Source organism: Phycisphaerales bacterium (assembly GCA_040221175.1).
GTDB lineage: Bacteria > Planctomycetota > Phycisphaerae > Phycisphaerales > UBA1924 > JAHCJI01.
Map to the genome: position 1 here is coordinate 41,699 of JAVJVK010000011.1, position 25,091 is coordinate 66,789.

The 25,091-nt window shown below is 67.2% G+C and carries 20 protein-coding genes; 13 read left to right on the forward strand and 7 right to left on the reverse strand.

Annotated features, from left to right (window positions below):
- Window positions 1–236 precede the first annotated feature (236 nt).
- The 8 genes from RIE32_09540 (at window position 237) to RIE32_09575 (ending at window position 9,351) form a co-directional block, all read left to right on the forward strand.
- Window positions 237–1,616, forward strand: a complete 1,380-nt coding sequence (locus tag RIE32_09540) for a hypothetical protein (protein ID MEQ9096492.1) — start codon at window positions 237–239, stop codon at window positions 1,614–1,616.
- A 410-nt stretch (window positions 1,617–2,026) separates the two neighbouring features.
- Window positions 2,027–5,287 carry a hypothetical protein gene (locus RIE32_09545; protein ID MEQ9096493.1) on the forward strand — a complete coding sequence of 1,087 codons (3,261 nt, stop codon included), beginning with the start codon at window positions 2,027–2,029 and terminating at the stop codon, window positions 5,285–5,287.
- A gap of 136 nt (window positions 5,288–5,423) precedes the next feature.
- The gene (locus RIE32_09550; protein ID MEQ9096494.1) at window positions 5,424–5,783 is read left to right on the forward strand and encodes an STAS domain-containing protein; all 360 of its coding nucleotides are present in this window, start codon (window positions 5,424–5,426) and stop codon (window positions 5,781–5,783) included.
- A 22-nt stretch (window positions 5,784–5,805) separates the two neighbouring features.
- Window positions 5,806–6,249, forward strand: coding sequence for an ATP-binding protein (locus RIE32_09555; GenBank protein MEQ9096495.1), 444 nt, complete (start codon window positions 5,806–5,808; stop codon window positions 6,247–6,249).
- Window positions 6,250–6,447: 198 nt separating this feature from the next.
- Window positions 6,448–7,686, forward strand: coding sequence for an IscS subfamily cysteine desulfurase (locus tag RIE32_09560; protein ID MEQ9096496.1), 1,239 nt, complete (start codon window positions 6,448–6,450; stop codon window positions 7,684–7,686).
- A gap of 82 nt (window positions 7,687–7,768) precedes the next feature.
- Complete coding sequence (iscU, locus tag RIE32_09565) at window positions 7,769–8,191, forward strand: Fe-S cluster assembly scaffold IscU (GenBank protein ID MEQ9096497.1); 423 nt, start codon at window positions 7,769–7,771, stop codon at window positions 8,189–8,191.
- A 127-nt stretch (window positions 8,192–8,318) separates the two neighbouring features.
- Entirely contained in the window at window positions 8,319–8,690 is a 372-nt protein-coding gene (erpA, locus tag RIE32_09570; protein ID MEQ9096498.1) for an iron-sulfur cluster insertion protein ErpA, read from the forward strand.
- Window positions 8,691–8,871: 181 nt separating this feature from the next.
- Window positions 8,872–9,351, forward strand: a complete 480-nt coding sequence (locus RIE32_09575; protein ID MEQ9096499.1) for a hypothetical protein — start codon at window positions 8,872–8,874, stop codon at window positions 9,349–9,351.
- Window positions 9,352–9,355: 4 nt separating this feature from the next.
- Here the strand turns inward: RIE32_09575 and RIE32_09580 are convergent, their stop codons facing one another.
- Window positions 9,356–9,742: a hypothetical protein gene (locus RIE32_09580; GenBank protein MEQ9096500.1), complete on the reverse strand. Its 387-nt coding sequence runs from the start codon at window positions 9,740–9,742 to the stop codon at window positions 9,356–9,358.
- 90 nt (window positions 9,743–9,832) lie between these two features.
- Complete coding sequence (gene ald, locus RIE32_09585) at window positions 9,833–10,945, reverse strand: alanine dehydrogenase (GenBank protein MEQ9096501.1); 1,113 nt, start codon at window positions 10,943–10,945, stop codon at window positions 9,833–9,835.
- Window positions 10,946–11,307: 362 nt separating this feature from the next.
- Between ald and RIE32_09590 the strand changes: the two genes are divergently transcribed.
- Both RIE32_09590 and RIE32_09595 read left to right on the forward strand, forming a co-directional pair.
- On the forward strand, window positions 11,308–12,939 hold the full coding sequence (locus RIE32_09590; protein ID MEQ9096502.1) for a hypothetical protein: 1,632 nt from the start codon (window positions 11,308–11,310) through the stop codon (window positions 12,937–12,939).
- Between the two features lie 89 nt (window positions 12,940–13,028).
- Window positions 13,029–14,051 carry an FAD-dependent oxidoreductase gene (locus RIE32_09595; protein ID MEQ9096503.1) on the forward strand — a complete coding sequence of 341 codons (1,023 nt, stop codon included), beginning with the start codon at window positions 13,029–13,031 and terminating at the stop codon, window positions 14,049–14,051.
- A 6-nt stretch (window positions 14,052–14,057) separates the two neighbouring features.
- On the opposite strand, the gene RIE32_09600 is transcribed toward RIE32_09595, so the two are convergent.
- Window positions 14,058–15,098: a hypothetical protein gene (locus RIE32_09600; protein MEQ9096504.1), complete on the reverse strand. Its 1,041-nt coding sequence runs from the start codon at window positions 15,096–15,098 to the stop codon at window positions 14,058–14,060.
- A 36-nt stretch (window positions 15,099–15,134) separates the two neighbouring features.
- Window positions 15,135–16,883, reverse strand: a complete 1,749-nt coding sequence (locus RIE32_09605; GenBank protein MEQ9096505.1) for a response regulator — start codon at window positions 16,881–16,883, stop codon at window positions 15,135–15,137.
- 235 nt (window positions 16,884–17,118) lie between these two features.
- On the opposite strand from RIE32_09605, the gene RIE32_09610 reads away from it, so the two are divergent.
- Genes RIE32_09610 through RIE32_09620 form a run of 3 tightly spaced genes read left to right on the forward strand, consistent with a single transcriptional unit; the run spans window position 17,119 to window position 20,935 of the window.
- Window positions 17,119–18,099, forward strand: a complete 981-nt coding sequence (locus RIE32_09610) for an ABC transporter ATP-binding protein (GenBank protein MEQ9096506.1) — start codon at window positions 17,119–17,121, stop codon at window positions 18,097–18,099.
- Entirely contained in the window at window positions 18,096–18,827 is a 732-nt protein-coding gene (locus RIE32_09615) for a hypothetical protein (GenBank protein MEQ9096507.1), read from the forward strand. The genes RIE32_09610 and RIE32_09615 overlap by 4 nt, the downstream gene beginning before the upstream one ends.
- On the forward strand, window positions 18,824–20,935 hold the full coding sequence (locus tag RIE32_09620; GenBank protein MEQ9096508.1) for a hypothetical protein: 2,112 nt from the start codon (window positions 18,824–18,826) through the stop codon (window positions 20,933–20,935). Before RIE32_09615 ends, RIE32_09620 begins: the two co-directional genes overlap by 4 nt.
- On the opposite strand, the gene RIE32_09625 is transcribed toward RIE32_09620, so the two are convergent.
- The 3 genes from RIE32_09625 to RIE32_09635 all read right to left on the reverse strand — a co-directional run bounded on the left by RIE32_09625 (window position 20,852) and on the right by RIE32_09635 (window position 25,045).
- A complete protein-coding gene (locus RIE32_09625) occupies window positions 20,852–21,403 on the reverse strand; it encodes a hypothetical protein (GenBank protein ID MEQ9096509.1) in 552 nt (183 codons plus the stop codon). The two genes, RIE32_09620 and RIE32_09625, sit on opposite strands and share 84 nt — an antisense overlap.
- A gap of 64 nt (window positions 21,404–21,467) precedes the next feature.
- Window positions 21,468–22,466 (reverse strand): hypothetical protein, encoded by a 999-nt coding sequence (locus RIE32_09630; protein ID MEQ9096510.1) that lies wholly within the window; start codon window positions 22,464–22,466, stop codon window positions 21,468–21,470.
- Window positions 22,463–25,045 (reverse strand): hypothetical protein, encoded by a 2,583-nt coding sequence (locus tag RIE32_09635; GenBank protein ID MEQ9096511.1) that lies wholly within the window; start codon window positions 25,043–25,045, stop codon window positions 22,463–22,465. Before RIE32_09635 ends, RIE32_09630 begins: the two co-directional genes overlap by 4 nt.
- Window positions 25,046–25,091: the final 46 nt, after the last annotated feature.

Consider the following 25,091-nt stretch of genomic DNA (forward strand, 5'->3'; position numbering starts at 1 on the left):
GGCGCAGCGCCCCTGAAGACAGGGACGCTGCGCCGGGGCTCGACCAAAGGTAGTTTTCTTGAGGCGCTCGCGTTGCTCGCTTGCGGGCTGGCGCCCGGGCTCTGGCAGGCCTCGCCTCCGCATGCGCTTTCGCTCGAAGACTCGCTCGGCGGATGCTTCGGCGTCGGATCGGGTGGGTATGGCCGAGCGTGCTCCTTCGCTCCGTCGCTTCTCCAGCTCCCCCTAGCATCCCCCCAATGCACCGATGCCTGCTCAACCCCGCCCTCGAGCGTGTCCGCGTCAACGGCTTCGCCTTTCCTTTGGGCGTCTACCCGGTCGAGCCCATCGCGCCCACGAGCGGCTACACGGTCGACTTCGAGCCGGCCGACGGCGACGAGGAGTGGGAGGAGTGGCCCGACCGCTACGTCTACGAGATCCTGGTGTCGGCCGAGCGCCTGAAGCCCTTGTGCTCGGCGCTGCTGAGCCTCTTGCCCGGGCGGATCTATCCGATCCTGGACGTGCTGGGGAACGACGCCTTCAGGGAGATCGATCCCTACATCGCCTACGAGCTGGTGGGCGTCGAGAGCCTGTACGACGGGCTGCGGTGGTACGAGCCGTTCCTCTTTGAGGATGGCCTGTGCGGCTTCGGGGCCATGAGCGAGGAGCCGTTCATGTACCTGTTCCTCGACGAGCACAAGGTGCTGACCGTGCGCGTGGAGACCAGCGAGAAGGAACGGGTCGACCGGCTGCTGGCGGCCTTCGAGCTGCCCAACCTGGGCGGGGTCGCCGAGCACGGCCCGGGCCGGCCACGCCGCCAGGGCGACCAGCCGCCGGTGGAGGTCATGGCCGCCGACGCGGTGAGCCACGAGCACCGCAGCGTGCTCCTGACCCCCGACGACCGCCCCGAGCTGCCCGGGCCCGAGGAGGTCGCCGAGGCCCTGGTGGACCTGTGGGGCATGACGCTGAACATCGACGTGGAGCGCAACCTGGACGACGACGGCCGCGAGCTGGGCGTCACCGGCTGGCGGTGCCTGGTCCGGGTCGACCCGCCCATGCCGGCCGAGGGCGATCAGACGGCCGCCGCCCGGAAGGCCAGCGCCGAAGGCGGGGGCGAAGGCGAGGTTGAAGGCAAAGGCGGGGGTGATCGTGGGGGTGGCCGCGCCGATCAGGCCGGCCCGCGCGTGCGGTACGCCGAGGTCTTGCTGGCCGCCCGCTGCTGGCGCGAGGCCGAGGACCTGGCCGTGCAGGCGGTGGAGAAGCTGCCCGAGGCGCCCCGGGGCGTGTCGGTGGCCGACGGCTTCGGTCCGCGGCTGATCTCGGCCGATCGCCTGTGGCGGCGCGAGCTCGCGTCGTTCCTGTCGGCGCCCGCCGGACGCAGTGGGGGTGGTGGGGGTGGTGGGGGCGAGCCGTCGCCGCCCGAGGCCCACCTGGCGCGGTCGAGCGAGCCGGCGCCGCTGGTGACACCCCCGCCCGAACACCAACCATCGGCCGGCGCCTCGCCGGCGGGCGGCCAGCGGGGCCAGGACGCGTTCGAAGACGACGCCTCCAGCGAGCCGCCCGAGATCGCCCGGCTTCTGGACGAAGCGCTGGCCAATGACGCCGCCGGACGGATCCTCGCCAGCCGCTGGCTCGAATAGCCGCCCACCCGGATCGCGCGGTGGCAGGGCAGGGGCCCGCCACGACGCGAAAAGGGGAGTTGCTCTGGCGGGGGGTGGTGATTATCCTCCAGCCGCTTGAGTCCGGGCCGATTTTCTGGTCCGAGCGTGCATCCCGCGGCGTGTGCCACGGGTATCAACTGAACACCCACGCCCCGGGCACACCCGGGGCCAACCCCGGGAGCGACCGCCCAAGGCGACCACCTCCCGACCGTCGGCTCGACGCTTCGCCCCTGCGGGCCAGGCGACCGACACGCGCCAATGATGGCCCTCCGGTAACGAGCCAGACGCACACGCGTACACGTCCGACACCACGAGCACCCACACGATCCAGAGCGGCTCCCGCCCTATTCCCGCCCGCCGTTCCCACACCGCACACTTTGGAGCTTGGCATGAGCACCAGCAGGACCCCCCGTCGCCTCCTCGCCCTGGCCCTGGCCACCTCGCTGCACGCCTCGGCCCTGACGGCCCTGGCCGATGAGACGAGCGTCGCCACCCTGGCCCAGGCGCGGGCCCAGGCCGACCAGTTGATGGCCCAGGGCCAGTTCGTCCGGGCCCAGGCCACGCTCATGAGCGCCCTGAGCGACGCGACGGGCTCCAGCGATGAGCGAGCCGAGACCCTCGTCGCGCTGCGAAACATCCGCCAGAAGATCTCGGGCGCCGATCGCCTGGAGATCGCCCTGCAGCAGGCCGACCTGGCCATCGCCGAGGGCAACCTGGCCTTCGCCGCCAGCCGCGTGGCGTCGGTGCTCGAGGCAGCCGAAGCTGGTTCGGCCCTGTTCACGCGGGCGACCGAGGCGCAGGCTCAGATCGAACGCCGCCAGGCAGCGCTGCGTCCGCTCGTGGCCGACGCCCTGAGCCAGGCCGCCGCCGACCTGGACGCGGGCCGCTACGCCCAGGCCAAGAGCCAGCTGGCCGTGGTCCGCCGGGCGGGCCTCGAGCTGGATCGCAAGCAAGGCGAGAAGCTCAGCCGCATGGAGCTGCGCGTGGCCGATGCCGAGCGTTCGGCCGGCACGACCTTCGACGCCAGCGCCGCCGCCGCCGCGGGCGTGCAGGCTGGCGTGGTCCGCGGCCGCCAGGACGGCCAGCCCGCCGCTGGCGGCCAGCAAGGCGATCCCCAAGAGCTGTTCCGCGAGGCCATCCAACAGGAGGCCCGGGCCAACCTGAGCCAGGCCAACGCCGCCTTCGAGGCCGGCGAGCTGGCCGAGGCCCGCCGCCTGTACGTTTTGGTCCGCGCCAACCAGGACCTGCTGACCCCCGAAGAGCGCGAGCTGGTCGCCACCCGCATCGACGAGATCGACGTGCGGCTCTCGGGCCGGCCGAGCGGGCAGGAAGGCCTGGGCGGCACCCGCGACCTGGTCCGCCAGAACGCCCTGGCCGAGTTCCGGGTGGGCGTCAACGAAGTCGAGCGCCAGCTGGCCCAGGGCAACCTGGGTGCCGCTCGCGCCCAGCTCTCGCGCACCCGCGTGGACTTCCAGCGCAACCGCGACGTGTTCGCCCAGCCGGAGTTCGAAGCCCGCATCAGCGAGTTGAACGACCTGCAGGCCCGCATCGAGTCGGCGGCCATCCAGATCCAGGAAGATCGCGCCCAGGAATTGGATGAGGCCGCCCGCAGCGCCCAGGAGCAGCGCGCCGCTCAGCAACGCAACGAGCGTGAGCGCACGATCAACCTGCTGCTGGACCAGGCCCGCGAGTACCAGATGAACATGCGGTACCGCGAGGCGCTGGACACGATCGAGCAGCTCTTGCTGATCGACCCGATCAACCCCTCGGGCCTGCTGCTGAAGAACGCGTACGAGAACATCCTCATCTACGTCGACTACAACCAGATCCGCAAGACGCGCGACAAGAACTTCGCCCAGTTCCGCATCGAGGCCGAGCGGGCCCTGATCCCGCCGCTGGACGTGGTGAACTACCCCGAGAACTGGCCGGCCATCAGCCAGAGCCGCGAGGCCCAGGCCGAGTTCGTCGACAGCGCCGAGAACCGCCGCGTGCTGTCCCAGCTCGAGTCCAGCCGGGTGCAGATGAACCTGCAGGACAACCCCCTCGAGAGCGCGCTGGCCTACATCGCCCAGCAGGCCGAGGTCGACATGGACGTCGAGTGGGAGACGCTCGAGCGCCTGGGCATCGATCGCCAGACGCCCGTTACGCTCCGCCTTGCCAGCACCGTGAACGCCACGACCGCGCTCGATCGCCTGCTGGCCAAGGCAAGCCCCGATGACTTCAACGCCGCCGACTGGGCGGTCATCGACGGCCTGCTGACGATCTCTTCGGCTGAGACCCTTCTCGACAAGACCGCCGTTGGCATCTACGACATCAACGACCTTCTGCACGAGATTCCCGACTATCCCGACGTGCCCGAGATCGACCTGCAGCAGGCGCTGCAGAGCAGCCAGGGCGGCGGCGGCCAGAGCCCCTTCCAGGACCAGGGCGACAACGAGATCGAAGAAACGCCCCTGGAAGACCGCATCAACGAGATCATCGAAATCGTCGAGAACAACATCGACGAAGATCGTGGCTTCCTCGAGGGTCGCTGGACCATCACGCCCTACCGCGGCCTGTTGATCATCCGCGCCACGCCCAAGGCCCACCGCCAGATCGGCGGCCTGCTCGACAAGCTCCGCGCCCAGCAGGCCCTGCAGCTCAACGTCGAGACCCGCTTCCTGCTGGTCAACCAGGACTACTTCGAGCAGATCGGCTTCGACCTGGATATCTACTTCAACGCCAAGGCCGACCAGTTCCAGACCGCCGCGGCCAACGATCCCAGCCTGCTGCCCAGCGACTTCTTCGACTTCTCCGGCCCCAACGGCCGTCGGCGCACGGTCGTCGGTGGCGGCAACCAGGGCCAGCAGGTCACCCAGCCCGTCGCGGCGCCCACGAACACCAGCATCATCGGCGCAGGCCAGAACTCGCTGGGCCTGGCCGGCGCCCTGGCGCCTTCGGAAGGCCTGGCCAACACCATCCTCGGCGCCGCTCCGGCCCTGGGCGTGGCCGGCCAGTTCCTCGATGACGTACAGGTCGACTTCCTGGTCCGCGCTACGCAGGCCGACCGCCGCTCGACCCAGTTGACGGCGCCGCGCCTGACGCTGACCAACGGCCAGCTTGCCAACATCTACGTCGCCACGCAGGTCGCCTACGTGGGCGACCTTGAGCCGGTGGTCAGCGATAGCGCGGTGGGCTTCGACCCAACCGTCGAGGTCGCGACCGAGGGCGTTACGCTGCTGGTTCGCGGCACGATCTCCAGCGACCGCCGCTACGTGACCATGAACGTCGACGCGGGCCTGGCCCAGATCGACGGATTCGCCACCGAGCAGGTCACGGCCGTCGCCGGCGGCACGCTGGTCAGCTCGTCAGACACCCAGTCGTTCATCCAGCTGCCCACCGTGACGGTGACCCGCGTCCGCACGACGGTGACGGTGCCCGACGAGGGCACGCTGCTTCTGGGCGGCCAGCGCCTGGTCAGCGAGTTCGAGGTCGAGACGGGCGTTCCGCTGCTGAGCAAGCTGCCCGTGCTCAACCGGTTCTTCACCAACCGCATCCAGAGCAAGGAAGAGCAGACCCTGCTGATCCTGATGAAGCCCACCGTGCTCATCCAGAGCGAGCAGGAAGCCCGCAACTTCCCGGCCATGGGCGGTGGCCTGAACCCCTTCTAAGCCGGCCGGCGGGCACGTGAGCCCGCATCGATCAGATAACGCCCGCGCCGGGACAGCCCGGGGCGGGCGTTGTTGCTACGCTTGCGCCCCGGGGGATCGATGGCTCGATCCGCCCAGCCCACTCGGAGAGCCCAGCATGCCAGCCGAAGAGACACGTTTGCGCATCACCGACCAGGACGGGGTGACGCGGGTCGAGTTCCTCGACCGCAACATCCTCGACGAGGCCAGCATCCAGCGGATCGGCGATGAGATCACCGAGGTCATCGAGGCCTCGAGCAATCCCAAGCTGCTCATCAGCTTCAACAACGTCGATCACATGTCTTCGGCGGCCCTGGGAACGCTGATCACCATCCACCACAAGATCCGCAATCGTTCGGGCCAGCTCCGCCTGGCCGACATCGATCCGCAGATCCAGGAGGTGTTCAGCATTACCAAGCTCGATCGCATTTTCACGATCCACGAAGATACCGAGAGCGCGATGAAGAGCTTCGACTGACCCGCAACCCAGGGCGGACCGGATGGCACACCCAGATGAGCAGGCCAGCGTGAGAGACTCGGCCCGGGTCACCAACGACCGGGAGCGCATCGACCGCCTGTGGCTTTCCATCGAACTGGCAATGCAGAAGCTGGGCTATCCCAAGGCCGCTACCTTCGCCGTCCGACTGGCCCTCGAAGAAGCGATGACCAACGCGTTCCGGCACGGACTCAGGGACCTGCCCGACGACACGCCCATCACCGTCGAGTACGGCATCGATCGCGACCAGGTCAGGATCGCCGTCGAAGACCCCGGCCCGGGCTTCGACCCCACGGATGTTCCCGACCCCACGGCGGAAGAAAACCTTACCCGCCCGGGCGGCCGGGGCTTGCTGCTGATCCGGTCGTACATGACCCATGCCGACTTCAAGAACGACGGACGACGCCTGGAAATGGTGTACGATCGACCGCCGGAAGCCGAAAACTGAGGCCTCCGCCCTATCGGGAATACCCCGGATGTCGAAACCCGACCTTGCGGTTGAGACCCAGACTCACTAAACTAGAAACGTTCTAAAGGCTGGCCGGGAACGCGTTCAGACGGCCAGCGTGCACGATCGTGGGTCGTCCTTACGATGTCCGAACGATCGGCTCGATTTCGCGATCCACGCCGCTCCCACGGAGACACCATGGCTGTTGACCTTCCCATCTACCTCGATAACGCCGCCACCACCCGCACCGACCCGCGCGTGGTCGAAGCGATGCTGCCCTACTTCACCGAGGTGTTCGGCAACCCGGGCAGCCGGAACCACAGCTTCGGCTGGGAGTCCGAAGCGGGTGTTGACAAGGCCCGTCAGCAGGTGGCCGATCTTCTCGGCGCCGACCGCAAGGAGATTATCTTCACCAGCGGGGCGACCGAGAGCAACAACCTTGCCATCAAGGGCGCCGCGAGCATGTACGCAAAGGCGCCGGCCGGCAGCGATAAGCGAGGGCACATCATCACCGCCATGCACGAGCACAAAGCCGTGCTCGATCCCTGCAAGCGGCTGCAGAAGGAAGGCTTCGACGTCACCTATCTTCAGCCGGGCAAGGACGGGCTCATCACCGCAAGGATGATCGAGGAGGCCATGCGTGAGGACACCATCCTGGTGACCATCATGTGGGCCAACAACGAGCTCGGCACGATCAACGAGATTGCCGAGATCGGCAAGCTGTGCCACGACCGCGGGGCGGTCTTCCATACCGACGCGACCCAATGGGTTGGCAAGATGCCCACCGACGTCACTCGCGACAACGTCGATCTGCTCAGCATGAGCGGCCACAAGATTTATGGACCGAAGGGCGTTGGCGCTCTGTACGTTCGGCGCCGCAAGCCGCGTATCCGCCTGACGGCGATCCAGGAAGGCGGCGGCCAGGAGCGAGGCTTCCGTTCGGGCACGCTGAACGTACCGGGCATCGTGGGCCTGGGCAAGGCCTGCGAGCTGTGCGTGGCGGAGATGGACGACGAACGTGAACGTCTGTTGGCCCTGCGCAAGAAGATCGAGACGGGCATCACCGGTCAGCTCGATACCGTCCAGGTCAACGGGCACGCCGAGAAGCGGCTGCCCAACCTTACGAACATTTCCTTCGGCTTCGTCGAGGGCGAGAGCCTGATGATGGCCACCAAGGAGATCGCAATGAGCAGCGGCTCGGCCTGCACGAGCGCCAGCCTCGAGCCCAGCTACGTGCTGAAGGCTCTTGGGGTGGGCGACGATCTCGCCCATAGTTCACTGCGTATCAGCATGGGACGGTTCACGACCGAGGACCAGATCGACTACGCGGTCGACAAGATCGTGGCGGCCGTCAAGAAGCTCCGGGAGCTGAGCCCGTTGTACGACATGCACAACGAGGGCATCGACATCACCAAGATCGAATGGCAGGCCCACTAAGGGGGTTCGCTTCTCGAAGGGCGCTGGGGCTCGACAGGGACAGGGACGACTAGACGCGGCAACGGCCGCGAGGAGGCCAGCAATGGCATACGGCGACAAGGTCATCGACCACTACGAGAACCCGCGAAACGTGGGATCGTTCGGCACGCAGAAGGAAATCAAGGAGCGCAAGGACGTGGGCGTCGGGCTCGTCGGCGCGCCCGAGTGCGGCGATGTGATGCAGCTCCAGATCAAGGTCGACCCGTCGGGCAAGATCGAGGACGCCAAGTTCAAGTGCTTCGGGTGCGGCTCGGCCATCGCCAGCAGCAGCCTGGCAACCGAGTGGCTCAAGGGCAAGACGCTGGACGAGGGTTTGGAGATCAAGAACACCCAGATCGTCGAGGAACTGAGCCTGCCCCCGGTCAAGATCCACTGCTCGGTCCTGGCCGAGGACGCCATCCGGGCGGCCATCAGCGATTACAAGACCAAGAACGGCCAGCCGGCCGAGGCGGCTCACGCCCACTGAGCCGTACGGAAGGCCTCCGGGACCCGATCTCGGGGACTTCCGCCACGATTCGCTGAACAGTTCGAGCCAGTGGGCCGTTATACTTCGTGAGGAATTCGCGACCCGTCGCCGCATGCCAGGAGTTTCCATGACTGCCACCTCCGCCAATCCCAGCCAAGCCGACACCAACGCCGTCCAGATCACCGAGAAGGCGGCCGCCGAGATCCAGCGGATCATCGAGGAGCAGGAACTGGACGCCGCCAAGGTCCACCTGCGTGTGGGCGTCAAGGGTGGGGGCTGTTCGGGCTTCAACTACATCCTGGACCTGACCGAGGCCGTCCGTGACACCGACGAGGTCATGGAGCAGCACGGCATCCGCGTGGTGTGCGATCCCAAGAGCCTGCTGTACCTGCACGGCACCATCGTCGACTTCAAGGACGAGATCATGAGCCGTGGCTTCGTGTTCCAGAACCCCAACGCGACGGCCACCTGCGGGTGCGGATCGAGTTTCTCGGCCTGACACAGGCTGTTTCTCCCGGTTCATGCCGCCTCGATCTCGAACCGTGCAACGCGGCGTGCCGCTAGGCCATACCCGCTCATGCGGGTATTCTTATTTCTGGCTCCAGTCCGTTCGTGGGGGGCCGACGCTCGGAATGCGGGCCGCCGCCCGCGGCAACCCGACAGGCTTTGGAAGGACGCTCATGGCCGCAGAAGGCACGGTGCCGATGGAAACCACGCAGGGCTACGCCACGCCGACGGTCACCCAGTTCAGCGTGTTCCTCGACAATCGCGTCGGGCGCCTGCATGAACTGGTCGCGGCCTTCGATCGGTCGGCCGCCAAGATCTGTGCCCTCAGCGTGCACGAGGCGTCCGACTACGCCGTGGTCCGCATCATCGCCAACCGGGCCGCCATCGCCTCGAGGATCCTCAAGGAACAGCGGCTGCCCTACGGCGAGAAAGAAGTGCTGGTCGTGGAGCTCAGCGAGGGTCACAGCCTCGAGAGCCTGTGCCTGTCGCTGCTTGGGGCTGAACTGAACATCCACTTCGCCTATCCGCTGATGAGCCTGCCCAACGGTACGGCCACCATCGCGCTGTCGGTCGACGACATGACCCTGGCGGGGCAGATCCTGCGGCGCAAGTGCTTCCGGCTGTTCGGCGAGGCGGATCTGCCGGCGGCGTGACGCTTCACTCGTCCGCCTCTTCGAGCGTGTACAGCTTCTTGGCTTGGTACGAGCGGTCGGCGGTACGCCATTGGCGGACGACGCCGGCCTTGGTGTAGGGCATACCGCATTCGGGGCAATTGCCTTCCGAGGGCGAGGCGGAGAGGTCGTACAGGCAGTCGGTGCAGACCTGGCCGCCGAGCATCCGGACCCGCTGGATGTCACGCTGTTGGAGCAGAACCAATCCGACCAGGGCCGAGAACCAGACCACGACGCCGCCAAACCCACCAAGGACCATGAGCCAGGTCGCGCTCAGGAATCGTCCGCCGGCGAGGCCGGCGAAGAGCAGGCCCATGCCCAGCAAGTAGCACGCAATCCACCACATGGCACGTCGCTTTAATGCTCTGGGCATGCGCTGATTGTCGACGGCAGGCACGAAGGACGATACGCGCACGAAAAGCCCGGGCTTGCGTCCGGGCTTCGCTGCATGTCTGGTTCTTGGTCAGGCCGTGGCGACTTCCAGGTCGTGGGCCTCGGCGACGGGCCTGTTCAGCAGGCGGCCGTCGTCGCAGTTGATGGCCATCGCGAACCCCGCGTCGCGGGCGGCGATCTCGTGCGGTCCCACTTTCGCCAAACGGCGAGCCCAGGGAATGGTCGCGTTGTTGAGCGCGTGCGTGCTCGTGCGGGCGACCGCACCGGGCATGTTGCCCACGCAGTAGTGCACCACGCCGTCGATGATGTAGGTGGGCTGGCCGTGGGTGGTCACGCGGCTGGTCTCGACGCAGCCGCCCTGGTCGATGGAGACGTCGACGATGACCGCGCCCTCGGGCATGATCTTGAGGTCCTCGCGGGTCACGAGGTTGGGGGCCTTGGCGCCCGGCAGCAGCACGGCGCCGATGACCAGGTCGGCCCAGCGCAGGTACTTGCGGATGGCGTGCGGGTCGCTGTAGATGGTCGTGACGTTGTCGGCCATCACGTCCTCAAGGTAGCGCATGCGGTCCAGGTCGATGTCCATGATGATGACGTCGGCGCCCATGCCGCTGGCGATCTTGGCGGCGTTGGTGCCCACGACGCCGCCGCCCAGCACGAGAACCTTTCCGGGTTCAACACCGGGCACGCCGCCGAGCAGCACGCCGCGGCCCTGCTGTGGGCGCTCGAGGTACTTGGCGCCCTCTTGGGTGGCCATGCGGCCGGCGATCTCGCTCATGGGCGTGAGCAGCGGGAGGGTGGGCTTGCCATTCAGGCCCGGGGCCTCGAGCGTTTCGTAGGCGACCGCGCAGATCTTGCGATCGAGGCAGGCCAGCGTGAGCTCGCGATCGGCGGCGAAGTGGAAGTAGGTGAACACCACCTGCCCCTCGCGCATGTGCGGCCACTCGATGGGCTGGGGCTCCTTGACCTTCACGATCATGTCGGCCTGGGCCCACACCTCGTCGGCGGTCTTGGCGATGCTTGCACCCACGTTCTCGTACGCGGAATCCTCGAAGCCGATGCCCAGGCCCGCGCCGGACTGGACGACCACGTCGTGCCCGTCTCGGATGAGCAGATCGACCCCCACGGGCATCAGGCCAACGCGGTACTCATCGGGTTTGACCTCGGTAGGGACGCCAACGATCATGCTCACAAGCTCCTCTGGTCCAGGCGTGGTGCGACGCAACGGTGCGTCCAGGATTCCGGCCCTCGCAGGCGCTTTCTGGCGACGCGATGGACCATCGTGCGGGCCACCCGAGCGAGCCCCTTGGGCCGCGTGGCGCGCATCGAGAATGGTATCCCCGTCCGGGAGGTGCGACCGGGCTTCCGGGCGTCGCGGTGATCATTCCAGCGAGGCCTGCCGGTGCGAGGGGTTTCGGCTAGTATCCGCTCCTGGGGCGGCTCGGGCCCGCATCTCCTTGTAGCGCTCGGACCGGCTCAGGCATATAGGCCCCCTCGACGTCCCGGCCTGGGGCGTTGGTTTCCTGACGCTACCGGAGGCAGTCGCGTATGTGCTTCAATCTTGCTCTCAGGCTCATGGCTCGCAGGTCTTCTGTCCGGCCGGCGGCCTTGCTGGCGGTCACGCTGGCCCTTGTGATCCCAGCCGTGGCGCAGGCGCAGGGAGGAGGCTTCATCGAGCGGGTCAACCGAGCGAATCGCGCGATCCCCCAGGACCAGCGGGCCGACCAGGTGCTCTTCCCCGCCATGGCGGGCATGCAGGCGCCGCCGGCGGTGGTGGCCGTCACCGAGAACGGGCGCCCGACCGATGCGATGCTGCTCGGCCCGGGGCTGCGGGGCTGGCAGGAAGCGGCGCAGTGGGCGGCTGCAGAACCCCAGCAGCAGATCATCGCCGCGCTCGACGAGATTACCCAGGTGGCACAGTTTCCCGACTCGATGGTGCTGGCTCAGCCCTACGGCATCGACGGCGTCTCGGTCGATCTGGTGCGCGCGGGGTTGTACACAGAACTGGGTGATCCGCCCACGCTGACGACCGCCGATTTCCGATACCTCCCCAAGTTGACCGACGTGGTCATCCTCGTCCACGTCGAGGCCAGCCGGCGGGTGACCGAGGGCGATCCGGCGGGCGCGATCGACGTGCTCATCGATCTGCTGCACCTCGGCCGGATGATGGCCAACCGCGAGTTCTTCGAAGAGGTCGAGTGGGGCTATCGTACGATGATCGATGCGACGATCCGCGTGCGCGACATCGCATACCTCGACTACTCGTCCAATCAGCCGTCGCTGACCTACGACCAACTGACTGCATCGATCAACCGGCTTGATCCTGGCCGACGCGGTTTCCTGATGCTCGACCGCCTTCGGCTGCCCGAAGGCGACCGCATCGGGGCCGAGCAGATCGTCGACCGTCTTTTCAACGAGCGTGGGCGTCCGACCGACCGCTTCGCGCCCACCATGAGCGCCTTGAGCACGAACGATCGTCCGCTGCGTCGATTCAGCGAGGCAGGCCTGTGGAACCAGGTCCAGGCCGTCCATGGCGACGGTTTCGCCACGCGCAAGGCAGTGGCCGACGTCTTCAATGACTGGTCGCAGTTGTGGACGCAGAACGACTTCGCGCCCGGCCACAAGCTGGTCCGCGAATATGACCGCCTGAACCCGGTGACCGAGGGCGTGGTGCTGGCCATCGTGCCCGAGATGACGGGCCTGTTCAACGAGCGACGCATCCTGCGGACGGAGATCGCTGGGACCCGAGCGGCCCTGGGCGTGGTGGCGTATAAGGCACGGCTGCGCACGCTTCCGGTCAACCTGGTGAGCCTGCGGCCGCAGATCTTGCCCGAGCGTGAGATCGATCCGTTCGGCCCGATCCGCGACGCCCAGAACCGTCCGCTGGTAAGCGAGTTCAAGTATCTGGTGCCTGCTCGAGACCTTCCGGTCGACCCTGCGGTGGGGCCCCAGCCGCTGGCTATCGATATCATCATGCTCAACCAGCGCAACTTCGCCATCGGCGTCGGTCTGGACGACGACGAGTTCGTGATCTGGTCCACCGGCCCGGACTCGGACGACGACACCGCCCGGCGCGTTCGCGAGAACACGCGGTCTCTGTACGACGGTGACTACCTGATCTGGCCGCCGGTCATCTCTCTCTACCGTGAGTTCCTGCAGACCGAGGGCGAACTGCGCTGAACTTCGGTGACGCCGCTCGGTGAAGGGCTCGGGAACATCCCGGGCCCGCTTGCGATTCACCTTCTTCCACCAACCTAGCGAGATCAACCATGAGCGAGAACGGGCAGGACGCCAAGATCGAGAAGCTGGTCATCATTGGATCGGGGCCCGCCGGCTGGACCGCTGCGCTGTATGCATCAAGGGCCCAGCTTGATCCACTGTGTGTCATCGGGGTGCCCAAGCAGGACCCCGGCCCGGTGCTGCCCGGCGGCCAGCTCATGCTGACGACCGACGTGGAGAACTACCCCGGCTTCCCAGAGGGCATCGCCGGGCCGGAGATGATGGGTCTCTTCCAGAAGCAGGCCGAACGATTCGGCGCTCGCGTCATGCACGACGACGTGAAGACGGTTGAGTTCAACGCCGAGCACACCCAGCCGCACGTGCTGACAACGGCCAGCGGGCAGACGATCCGTGCCCACGCCGTCATCATCGCCACCGGCGCGACGGCCAACTGGCTGGGGCTGGACAACGAGCTGCGGCTGGCCCAGACCGGCGGGGGCGTCTCGGCCTGTGCGGTGTGCGATGGCGCCCTGCCCATGTTCCGTGGCAACCCCGTGGCAGTCGTGGGGGGCGGCGATACCGCCATGGAAGAGGCCCACCACCTGAGCAAGTTCGCCTCCAAGGTCTACATCATCCATCGGCGTGACGAGCTGCGCGCCAGCAAGGTGATGCAAGAGCGCACCCTGGGCAAACCCAACGTGGAGATGGTGTGGAACAGCACCGTGGTGGACGTGCTGGATCGCAAGGACGAGGCCTCGGGCGCCGACGTCATCCGGGCCGTCGTGCTCGAGGACACGATCTCCAAGGAGCGGCACGAGCTGGAAGTCAACGGCCTGTTCGTCGCCATCGGCCACACGCCGGCGACCAAGTTCCTGCGCGAGAGCGGTCTTGAGTTCGACTCGGCCGGCTACATCGACCTCAAGAAGCGGGACAGCACCACCAACATTCCGGGCGTCTTCGCCGCGGGCGATGTGGCCGATGCCCGGTACCGCCAGGCCGTTACCGCCGCCGGCATGGGCTGCCAGGCCGCCCTCGATGCCGAACACTGGCTGGGCTCGCACGCGCTGGTGTAGTGGCGATCAATCGTCCTTCACCTCGTAAGGCTGCGTCCCGTCGCCACGATCGATCGTGTGGCTCTTGGGAACGGGCACGCCCTTTGGGATCTGCCGGCGGCCGGCGGCGTTCGTGTCCGAATCGGCAAGCACGAGTCGCTCGTCGAGCCTGGCTTCCGCCGCCAAAGCCTTCTGCCGTTCGTGCACGGCTCTTCGGCCCGAGACCACGCTCTTGTGCTTGGTATTCTGGACGGCCCAGTTCGCCGCCCGAGCCAGCGCGATCAGGCTCATGGCCAGCATGATGACGCCGGCGAGATAGGCGATCCAGAAGACCACGTAGAAGATGCCGAGGAAGCCGATGAAGCTGGCCAGCAGCACGCCGACGCCGTAGAAGGCGATCAGCCACGAAGCGGTCTGGCAGCGTCGCTCGGCGTCATCGTCGCCCATCCAGTTCGCCAGCGAGGCCAGCATGATGCCCAGCGGTACGAAGCCCGCGGCCGCGGCCAATCGCGCGATGCCGGCGGCCATGAACAAGGCATTCTCGATCGCAGCGCTGTTGTTGAGTTGGGCGTTGCCGGCAAACCACGCCCCGATCTCCAGCCCGATGACCACGATCCATATGGCCTGGCCGATGACGGTCGCCAGTCGCAGCCGCGGGTTGTCGAACACGTCGCTGGTTCCCGGCTCATAACGGTCGGGCTTGGGCGTGGTCGCGAGCCACACCGCCGAGACCCAGGCGCCGACGACGAGCAATCTCAGTCCGAACGTCACCGGGTGCGGAAAAACGCCCGCGATGGCGCCCATGAACCACGTGCCGATGAGCGCGAATGCCGCCAACCACAGCCAGGAACCCAGCTTCTTGACGTATGCGGTGGGCGCCCTGGATACGCCGGTGCCACGCCGCTTGTCGTAGGTGAGCTGTGCGTTGGCCGTGCCGCACTCGGGGCACACCGTGGCCCGGGGCAGGCCTGTCAGGTCATAGCTGCACTTGACGCACCGATACCCGTCCTCGAACGTGCCGGTGGGGGTCAGTCCGTGGCCCAGTTCGCGGGGATCGATGGGGCTCATGCCTGATGGTACGGGCGGGTGGCTTCCGGGTTGCGGTTACACCGTCTGGTGGTCGGGCTGGTCCGTGGAGTCGGACTCGGCGTCCTTGTCGCCCTGCTTATCGAGGGCTGAGCGGGTCTCTTCCAGCAGTCGTTCGACCTGGAATGGCTTGAACAGCACGCACTGAAGGCCTTCCTGCGAGGCTCGGACGATGCTGTGGCTGGGGTCGTAGCCGAAGCCGGTCATGAGGATGACCGGGACGTCGGGCAAGGCGCGTCGGGCTGCGGAAAAGACTTCGTAGCCGTTCCGGTCGGGCATCTTGATGTCACTGATCACGAGATCGAAGCCCTGACCATCGCTGGCGGCGGCGCGAACCTTCTCGATGGCCGTCGCCCCATTGTCGCACACTTCGACCCGGGCGCCGCGGTTACGCAGCACGTCGGCGATGACCCGGCGAACGGCCGGCTCGTCGTCGGCGACGAGCACGCGCCGGCCGTCGATCAAGGGCTCGTGGCCGGTCGCGGCCATCGCCCGCTCGACGCCCAGCAGGGCGCGCGGCCCCTCGGCGACGCGCCGCATCCGATCGCGGATCGAATCGACGTCGCCTGCAATCCGGCCCAGGCGGGCGGCCAGTTCGGGGTCGTCCTCGGACTTCTCTCGCATTTGATCGACGATGTCGGCGATGTCGTCCAGCGGCTCTCGCAGTTCGCCCTGCATGCGGCCCGAGACGGTCGCGTTGGTCTCGCAACGCTCGACAACCAGGAGATCCAGCACCCGCAGGGCCATGGCCAGGTGTCGCGCGAAGTGTTCGGCAAACCGGCGGTCTTCTTCGTTGAACGCTCCGGGCTTGAGGGCTTCGACGTCCAGCACGCCGATGACGCGATCATGCAGCCGCAGCGGAACGACCATCGCACTACTGGCCCCCTGGAGGCAGGGCAGGAATCGCGCGTCGTGGGCCGCGTCGTTGGAGACTTCGCTGACGCCGGTGGAGGCCACGAAGCCGGCGATGCCGTTGCCCTGTCGCGACGGGTAGAGATCAAGTTCGGCGGCCTGGGGGCTCAGGCCCTCGGAGATCACCAACTCGAGCTTGCCGGTCTTCTCGTTGATCAGGCGGATGGCAAAGTGGTCGAAGTTGAGCAGCTTGTGGGCGGTCTCGATGATCCGGTTCTCGAGCACGCTCAGGCGTTCCATCGCGTTCTTGGAGCGCACGAACTCGGGGTCGATCGAGACCAGATCGCGCCCGGCCTGCTCGATGGCCGTCATCTTGCGATCGAGCCGGCGAGACTCGGAGACGTCGCGGATGACCGCGACCATGCGCGTATCGGCGACGCCCGCGCCTTCGCCCTGGGCCAGCGAGATCACGACCTCGTACCAGTTCTCTGATTCGTCGTCGCCGATCTCGACATTTCGGGTCGTGCACCGGCCTCGCTGGTTGCGGCGTTCGACCAGCCAGTTGTAGCTGTCGCGGGCAGCCCCGCGGACGCGATCGCCCACGTCGGGGTCCAGCGTCCGGAAGAAGGCATTCGCCCACACGATCGAGCCGTCGGGGGCCATCAGACAAACACCCTCGTTGACGGCGTCAAGGAGGGCGTAGGCACGATCCATCTCGCTGAATTCGGGAAGGCTCTGGCCCTTTTGAAGCACCACGACGCGGCCGCCGGCCTCCCGCAGCTTGGCCGCTTTCTCGCGGACCTCGTTCGGCGAACAATGTTCCACGCGGGCAATCTGATCGGCATGCTGGTCAAGCTCGGAAGCATCAGCCTCCGAAGTGCCGACAATCAGGATGGTGTACGCTGGATCACCCATTGCCACCCTGCCCCAGGACGCCCCCGCAGCAAACTCTAGGGGGCTGGCTGGCGAGGAATGCCCACGCCGGCCGGTTTGCCCCGCGATCGTCCACTCCCCAAGATCGGCATTTGACCTTGCCATGTTTCATCCGAACGGATAAACCCATCTCCGCGAAGAATCCATCCCGGCCGTCCAGTCCGGCCAGGCGTTCCAGCCCGCCTTCCGCCCCCGCCTTGCCCAAGATACTCGGACCATGATCGAAGCCCGAAACCTCCAGAAGAGCTATGGCCCCATCTACGCCCTGAGCGGTGTGAGCTTTGACGTGCCGCCGGGGCAGGTCACCGGGCTTCTGGGGGCCAATGGGGCGGGTAAGAGCACGACAATACGAATCATCACCGGATATACGTCGCCCGACGCGGGTTGGGTCCGTGTTAAGGGCATCGATGCTTCCCGCGAGCCAATCAGGGTTCGCCAGCATATTGGGTATCTGCCCGAGTCGGCGCCGACCTACGGTGAGATGCCGGTCGAAGCACTCCTGCGTTTCCGGGCCTCGCTGCACGGGCTGCGTGGGAAGCGCCGCACCCAGGCCGTCGATCGAGCGATCGATACCTGCGTGCTCGAATCCGTTCGCCGTCGTCGGGTCGGCAACCTCAGCAAGGGCTACAAGCAGCGCGTCGGGTTGGCGACTGCCATCCTGCATGACCCGGCCGTGCTCGTGCTTGACGAGCCGTCCAACGGGCTCGATCCCGGCCAGATCACCGAAACGCGGTCGCTCATTCGCCGGCTGGCCGAAGGCCGGACCGTGCTCGTGAGCAGCCACATCCTGCCCGAAATCGAGCGGACGTGCGACAGGGTAATCATTCTCGCCCGGGGGCGACCCTGTGCCGAGGGACCGCTGGATGAACTCCTTGCCCAGGGCGACCACGAACTCGTGTGCGAGGCGCGGTTTGCCGATCATCGGGCCGCGGCCGCGTCCGCGCGACAGGTGGAGGCAACCGAAGGCGTTGTATCCCTGGTCTCGCGAGACATGGACGGCGGTGTCGCTCGCTGGCGCGTGGGATTCGACCCTGCCCGCATCACCGAACCGACGTTGCGCGAGCGCATCGGGGCCGAGCTTTCGAGAGCACAGGCCCAGGTACGCTTGCTGGAGCGTGAGAAAGCCTCGCTCGAGGGGTTGTTCCTTCGGCTCATGGAGCAGGGCCCGCAGCCTGCGAGCGGCGGGAGTGCGGCATGAAGGGGCTCCGCGTGACGTGGGCGATCGCCTGGCGCGAATTCGTGGCGCTGTTCCGCGTGCCCGTCGGCTGGCTCGTGCTGGCCCTGTATGCCGGGCTGTGGGGCGGCATGTTCGTGCAATTCGTACTGGTTCCAGGCGCGCCGGCGACCATGCGGCCCCTCTTTGCCACCGCGGCCTGGCTGATGCTGCCCATTGCTCCGGCGATCTCCATGCGCTTGGTGAGCGATGAACTGCGAACGGGCAGCTACGAACTTCTGGCAACTTCGCCCGCGGGCGATCTCTCCCTTGCATTGGGCAAGTTCGTCGGCGCCGGCCTCTTCCTGCTGGCCCTGCTGGGCAGCACGCTGCCGCTGGTCGGCGTGCTGCTCGCGTTCAGTGATCCCATGCCCGATCCCGGTCCATTGATTGCCGGCTACCTGAGCGTCACGCTGCTGGGGCTCCTGTTCCTGTCGGTGGGCCTGCTGGCCTCCACGCTGACCGCGAGCCAGACGCTGAGTTTCCTTGGGGCCATGCTCGCGTTGTTCGTATGGCTGCTGGCCACGACCGCCGGCAGGGCGCGCGCACCCGACGAGATAGCCGACGTCCTGGCCACCCTGGCCATCACCGATCGCCTCGAGGGCTTCGCCAAGGGCGTCATCGACACCGGCGACGTCGGGTACTTTGTTGTATTGACCGGTTGGTTCGTCCTGGCTGCCTCCATGTGCCTGAGCGTCAGGAGGTGGCTGTGACTCGGTCGAGCAGGCAACGAGGGCCGTGGCGCAGACGGCTGGCGATCGGTTGGCTCGCGGCCACGTTCCTGATCGCCAACGGCGTGTCTGCTGCGTTCCTGATTTCGATCGCCGATCGCCACAGCGTGCGGGTCGACGTGACGGCAACCGGTGAGCATCGGCTGGCGCCCCAGACGCGTCGATTGATCGAGGCCGCCGACCCTGCGTCAGGCTTTGAGCTCGTCGTGGCCGCCGACGCGGCACGCATCGACCCCCGCGCGTGGCAGGCGCTGCTGGACGTCGGTAGCGAGCTCGAGGCTGCCGGAGCATTCACGCTCACCGCGCTCGAGGGCCCGAGCGCTCGCGAGGGACTGGAAGCCCTTGCCCGTCGACTCGCCGAGCGCGAAGCCACGGAAATCGAGGCCCAGGCACGTACGCTGCTGCGCTCGGCGGCGGATCTCCGACGGGCCGCCGAGATCGTCGAGCAAGCCGTCACGCCGAGCCTGAGCGACGCGGCAAAGGCGGCCGACGACGAACAACGACAGATCGCATCGGTCATGGCCGCCCGAGCCCAGACGGCGCCGCGACTGGCGACCGACCTGCGGGCGATTGCCGACGAGGTTCAGGGCCAACTGCAAACGGCCATCATGCCCGGCATCGAAGTTCCGGCGATCGATCGAGCGCGTTCAGGCTTGGCAGCCCGGGCCCGCGACGCGGCCGCACAGCTCTCGCTGCTGGCCGACGAGGCCCAGGTCATTGGGAACGATCGGCAGTACGCACAGGGCCTCCGCCGCGCTGCGATGGAGGTTCGCCGGGCCACCGGACCCGCACGCGACCTGTGCGCGTCGGCGGCGGAGGCGGCCGAGCGGCTGCCCACGCTCGACATCGTCCGCGTGCTGCGATCCGTGGGCGATGCCGCTGCGGCGGTGCTCATTGGCCCCGACGGCGCTGTTGCGATCGATGCCGAGACACTCCTTCCCCCGCCCGGCGTGCTGCGTCCCGAGGCCGCAACGGCGCCCTCCCTGCGCGGACGAATCGAAAGCCTGGTGTCCACGGCCATGCTCACCGCGGTCGATCCACGCCGCCCCATCGTGGTCGTCGCCCATGCCGAGGATGCCAGATTCATTGAGCGTCCTGGCGCCCTCGGCGGCGCCATCACGCACTTACGGCGACAGGGCATCGACGTGTTGGAATGGCCGCTGCTGCTCGAGCCCAACGCCCCGGGCCTGGCAAGGCTGGACCCAACGCGATCGAGACCGGTCATCCATCTGGTGCTGAATACCAACACGAGCGTGCGTTCCCCCGATCCGCTGGCCGCCCGGCCCGACGAGCGCGTGGCCGAACTCGGGGAACTCGTCCGTCGGCTCATCGATGCGGGCGAACCCGTTCTGGTGAACCTGACGCCGAGCGAAGTGGTCGTCGGGGGTGGCATCGACGCGACGGCAGCACCACTGGAGGCGTTCGGGCTCCGCGCCCGCTCGGGCGTGGCGTTGATGAGCAAGCCGGCACAGAGCAAAGTTGTCGAGCACGACGTGCTGGTCTCCAGCCCCGGCGGGGCGCATCCGATGCAGAGCGCCATGGCGGGCCTGATGGCGTATGCCCCGTGGGCGGTACCGATCGAACATGAAGGCGGCGGCGACGCGTGGCCACTGTTGATCGTCGACGATGCCGATACCTGGGGCGAATCGCGATGGTCCGGATACCGCCGCGTGGCCCGGGCCGAACGCCCGCGCGTTTCGAATCCGCCGCAACGAGAACCACAGACCGATGACGTCGAAGGGCCGTGGACCATCGCCTGGGCCGCCGAGCGCGACGTGGGCGAAGAAGTAGGCCGCGTCGTGGTCGTAGGCAGCAACGACTGGCTGGCCGACGAAATCACCAGTGCGGGCCAGAGCCTGGATGGACGCATGGTGGCTAGCTACCCGGCGAACCTGGCGATGCTCGACGCCGCAGTGCTGTGGCTCGCTGGCCGAGATGACTTCATCGCGCCAACCGTCAGTTCCTCGAGCGTCGCGATGGTCGGTCAGATCGACTCGGCCCTGCTCTCAACCCTTCGATGGTCGCTGGTGCTCGGCGTACCGGTCGGCATCCTTCTCGTGGGGGGCGTCTGGCGTTTCATGCGACGCTGAGTTTTCGCGCCCGATGCTCGAATGGCTCAGAAGGTCGGCCATGTCCCTGGGGGCGCGCGACCGCGCGGCCGGCTCGGGTGCCGCCACGATGGCCTGGGCCCGTTGCTCGGCTGCACGCAGGGTGGTGTCATCGATGGGTGTGCCGCATTCGGGGCACACGTTGGCAAAGCCGGGAACGCCCGTGAGGTCGTAGTGACAGCGCTCGCAGCACCATGCCTTGCGAGCATGCGGAATGCACGCAATGAAGAACCCCACCATTCCGACGAGCAGCAGGTAGCTCCAGAGCAACGTCTGCAAGACCGGCAGATAGATCTCGTAGTTGGTCCACGCATTGAGCAGCACGTGGAACTGGATCACCGCGAGCACGCCCAGCAGGCCACCGGTGACCCATGCGAATGCGCGCCAGTTGTATCGCCAGCGAACGGCGCCGTACCAGACCGCGACGGCATAGAAGACGAAGAGCAACACCTCCCAGAATGATAAACGCTCGACACGCAAACCCGCTCCCCTGTACGAGCGTTTAGGGAAGGCCTCAGGTCGTGGTGGGGGAGGTTCGCCGAGGCAGGCCCTTCAATCGCCGCGCGATAAGCGCCAGGCAAGCAAGGCCGATGGGGACGGCCACGATGACCTCCGCCACGCGGTTCAGGACGTCCGCGGTCAGCCCGGCCGAGAGCCCCGCATCGCCGCCGTAGAGCATCGCGGCCGGCAGGTTGGCGGCGAGGGCTCCGATAAGCCACTCTCGCAAACCCAGGCCGTTGCCCGCGAAGGGAACGAGCATGGCGATCTGGCTGGCGACGGCCAGGATCAGGGCGGCCGACAAGTCGATCGGAGCGCCAACGATCTCGAACGCCAGTGCGTATCGGCCGGCCCAGATCGCCATGTCGAGCACGCGCAGGGCGCCCGAGGCGCAGTAGCGGGCGGTGATTGGTTTGGCCTTCCACGCGGCCACGGCGATGACGCCACCCACGAACACGGGCAGGCCCACCATCAGGCTCCATGCAGCCAGGGCGCCGACGCCCCGCAAGAGCAGCGCTCCCAGCAGCATCACACCGCTGGCGACGGCGGTGATGACCGCGCCTTCCAACAGCGTCTGGCCCGTCCGGCGCACCGGTATGCCGTTGACGGCCTTGTGGTACGCCACGCGGCCCACCATGCCCGGCCGCATGGGCAGGTAATTGAGCAGCCAGGCCATGCCCACCAGGGCGCACGTTTCACGTACACCGAGCCGGCCAAATCGCGAGAGCAGGAACCAGATCGAGCCCGAGATGCTCAGCCAGTTCAGCAGCGGCAAGGCGATGAACAACAGCACGAACCACCACGGATGGTCGCCCAGGGCCTGAACCGACCGGTGCATTGCCTGGGGATCCTGGCGGAGCGCCGCGATGATTGCCAGCACCACCAGTGCAGCGCCCGCCACGAAGCCCGCGATGCGGAACCAACGTGTCTGGCGCCACCGGTTGGCCTTGGTGGCCAGGGTGCGCATGCGGCCGGCGGCCGAGCGCGGCAAGCGCTGGCCGGCGATGCGTTTCATGGCGATGCTGGCGTCGTCGCGGGGGTGCCACGCTGCTGACGTGCCTGCGGGGGACCGAAACCCTGGTAGTTCGCGTAGCTGCGGTCACCGTTCTGCAAGCGCGTCTGCAGGAGTTCGGCCAGTTCCACCAGCCGGGTGTCTTCGCTCTGTGCTGCCCGCTCGAAGGCGGGGTCCGCGGCATCGCTTGCACGCGTCAGCAGAGCCGTGGCAAGGGCCACAGGCCCTTGGGCGTTGTCCAGTGCAATCCGATCGAACGGCGCAGTGGCGCGCGCGATCTTTTGGTTCGGAAGGGCCACCATCATCGCCACCTGCACCATCTCGGGAGAAATCTTCAAGCGATCCCCCGCTGCCTCCATCACGGGCACGTATGGCTCAGGGGGCCAGCCCTGTGGCGGCGTGCCTGGCCTGAGTAGATAGCTCTTTATTGCTACAGAGAGGGTTGGAATGACAGCCTGATCGTCAAACTTCAGCCGATCAGACAACCGTGTTATGTTGATGCGCTGGCCCTCGGAGCTCATTTCTGGAAGTGGTCGACGAACGAGCAGGCCTGTCTCGGCGCTCAAGCACATCGGCCCCGGCCGATAGCTTGCGTTTCGGGTGTAGATAAATCCTTGCAGGGCCCGCCACCGTGTACGAGTCGTGCGCTGTCCGGCGGCCTCAAGCACCCAGCCGGCAAGTCCTGCGCCCGCCCAAACGTCGATGACCAAGCGCTCACGCGGCATGAGCCGAAGCCGGGTGTCGACGCTGCACACCTCTGGGATTGCCACGGGCGTCAGTCGTTCCAGGTCGGCGTCGAGCACGGGCGACAACAGGATGCGGCTGTTGATGGGCGTACTGGGGCCAACGCCAAGCGGAATCGGCGAGTTGTTCCGCAGCGTCAGACGCAAACGCGTGATGTCGGTCACGTGTTCGTGGGGCGTCGGTGCTTCGATCGTCAACTGCATGAAGTTCTCTGGTTTTTCGACGATGCGGTCGAGCCAGTCGGGAATCGCTCGCGCGGCAGCGCCGACGCCCTGCGCGTCGGGGTAGGGCGATGCAACGCCCAGGTCGAGCAGTTCCTGGTGGGCCCATGCGCCCCAGGTCGTTGCCGGGTCCTGGCGAACCAAGCCACGGAGCAGCGGAATCGCGTCGATCGTGCGGCCGTGCTCGATCAAGGCGTGGGCGTAGGCCAGAGGCGCCATCGGGGCTGTCTGCTCGTTCATCCGGCGTTCAAGATCGGCGAGCCGCTCGTCGGCCTCGGGCCTGCCGACGGCGTCGATGGTGTCCAGCAGCGCGACCACAAGGGCGAGCTGCTCGCGTGCGGGGGTAATGACCTCGATATCGACCTCACCAAGGATGGTCTCGTCGGCGATCGCTCGGTCCATGGCCTCGTTGGCCTGGCGGATGTCGGCACGCACCAACTCGGTCTGCACGCCAGCCAGCACCATGGCCAGGGCCGTCTCGGCGCGCACCTGCGTCGCGAGCAGGGCCACCTTCCGCGCCTCGTTACGATCGCCTTGCGTGGCCACCAGCATCTGGCGCAGCCGCTCGGCGGTCGAGCCACGCAGATCTTCCGAAGCCCGGCTGGCAGCCGCGGGATCGCCCCCGGCATCGGCCAGCAGCATTCGGAGCAGAGCCGCGTCGGGCGACGGAAGAATGTCGAGGGGTTGTTGCATGCCCTGCGTGTCTTCGCCACGCTGTTGCATCATCTGAAGCATTCGCGCCAGCCTGGCGCGCTCTTGCAAAATCGGCAACTCGAGTTCCTCAGCCAGGCCCTTGGGGCCAAACGCCAGCCAGCGAAGCTGCACGCGGCGCAGGGCGGTGGCCGTGTCGGACGAGCGACCGGCGGCAGCCAGCAGCGTCTGGGCATGATCGTGGAACCGGATGGCCTGCGAGAAGGCGCCGTTCCGGGCCAGGTGGTCCGACAGCTGCGCATGCACCTGCGGATCGACCGGGTCGGCAAGCAGCAGGTTGGCGAGCATCTCGACGCGGCCGATCGAACCGCCGCCGGCCTGGTCGTAGTAGGCCAATGAAATAGCCGCTGCTTCCTTGTTGGTCGAGTCGAGTTCGGCCGCGGTGGCCAGCAAATCGACGAACCGGCGCTCGTCGCCCGTCTCGCGCGCCAGGAGTGCGGCATCCAGCGCAAGGCGGCTGCGAATCGCCGGCGACACGCTCTCGGCGCGCAACAGCCGTTCGTACGCCGACAGGCGCTCTTCGACCGTCTGGATGTTCTCGATGCCCGCGGCGATGACGCGGAGCAAGGCGACCTCGTCGGCCGGGTCGAGCTTGATGAGTTCGCGGGTCAGTTCCAGGGCTCGATCGTCCATGCCCGCCGACCATGCCGCCTCGATCTGGCGACGCAGCAGGATGGGCTCGTCGGGGGCGTAGGTCCGGGACAGGTCCAGCGCCAGCATGGCGATGCGGTAGTCGTCCGGCGTGGGGCTGCCCTGCATGCGCAGGTCGAGAAGGGCGATGCGACCCAGCCCGAAGGCGGCGTACTCGTCCAGCGGCTCGGGAACGGGCTGCGCGAGCCCACGGGCCGCGAACAGCCCTGCGAACGCGAGGATGAGACCAACTGCCAGCCGATACGAACGGGTCAAGAACCACCTCCAACCTGCGTGCCGCGGCGATCGATCCCCGGCCGCC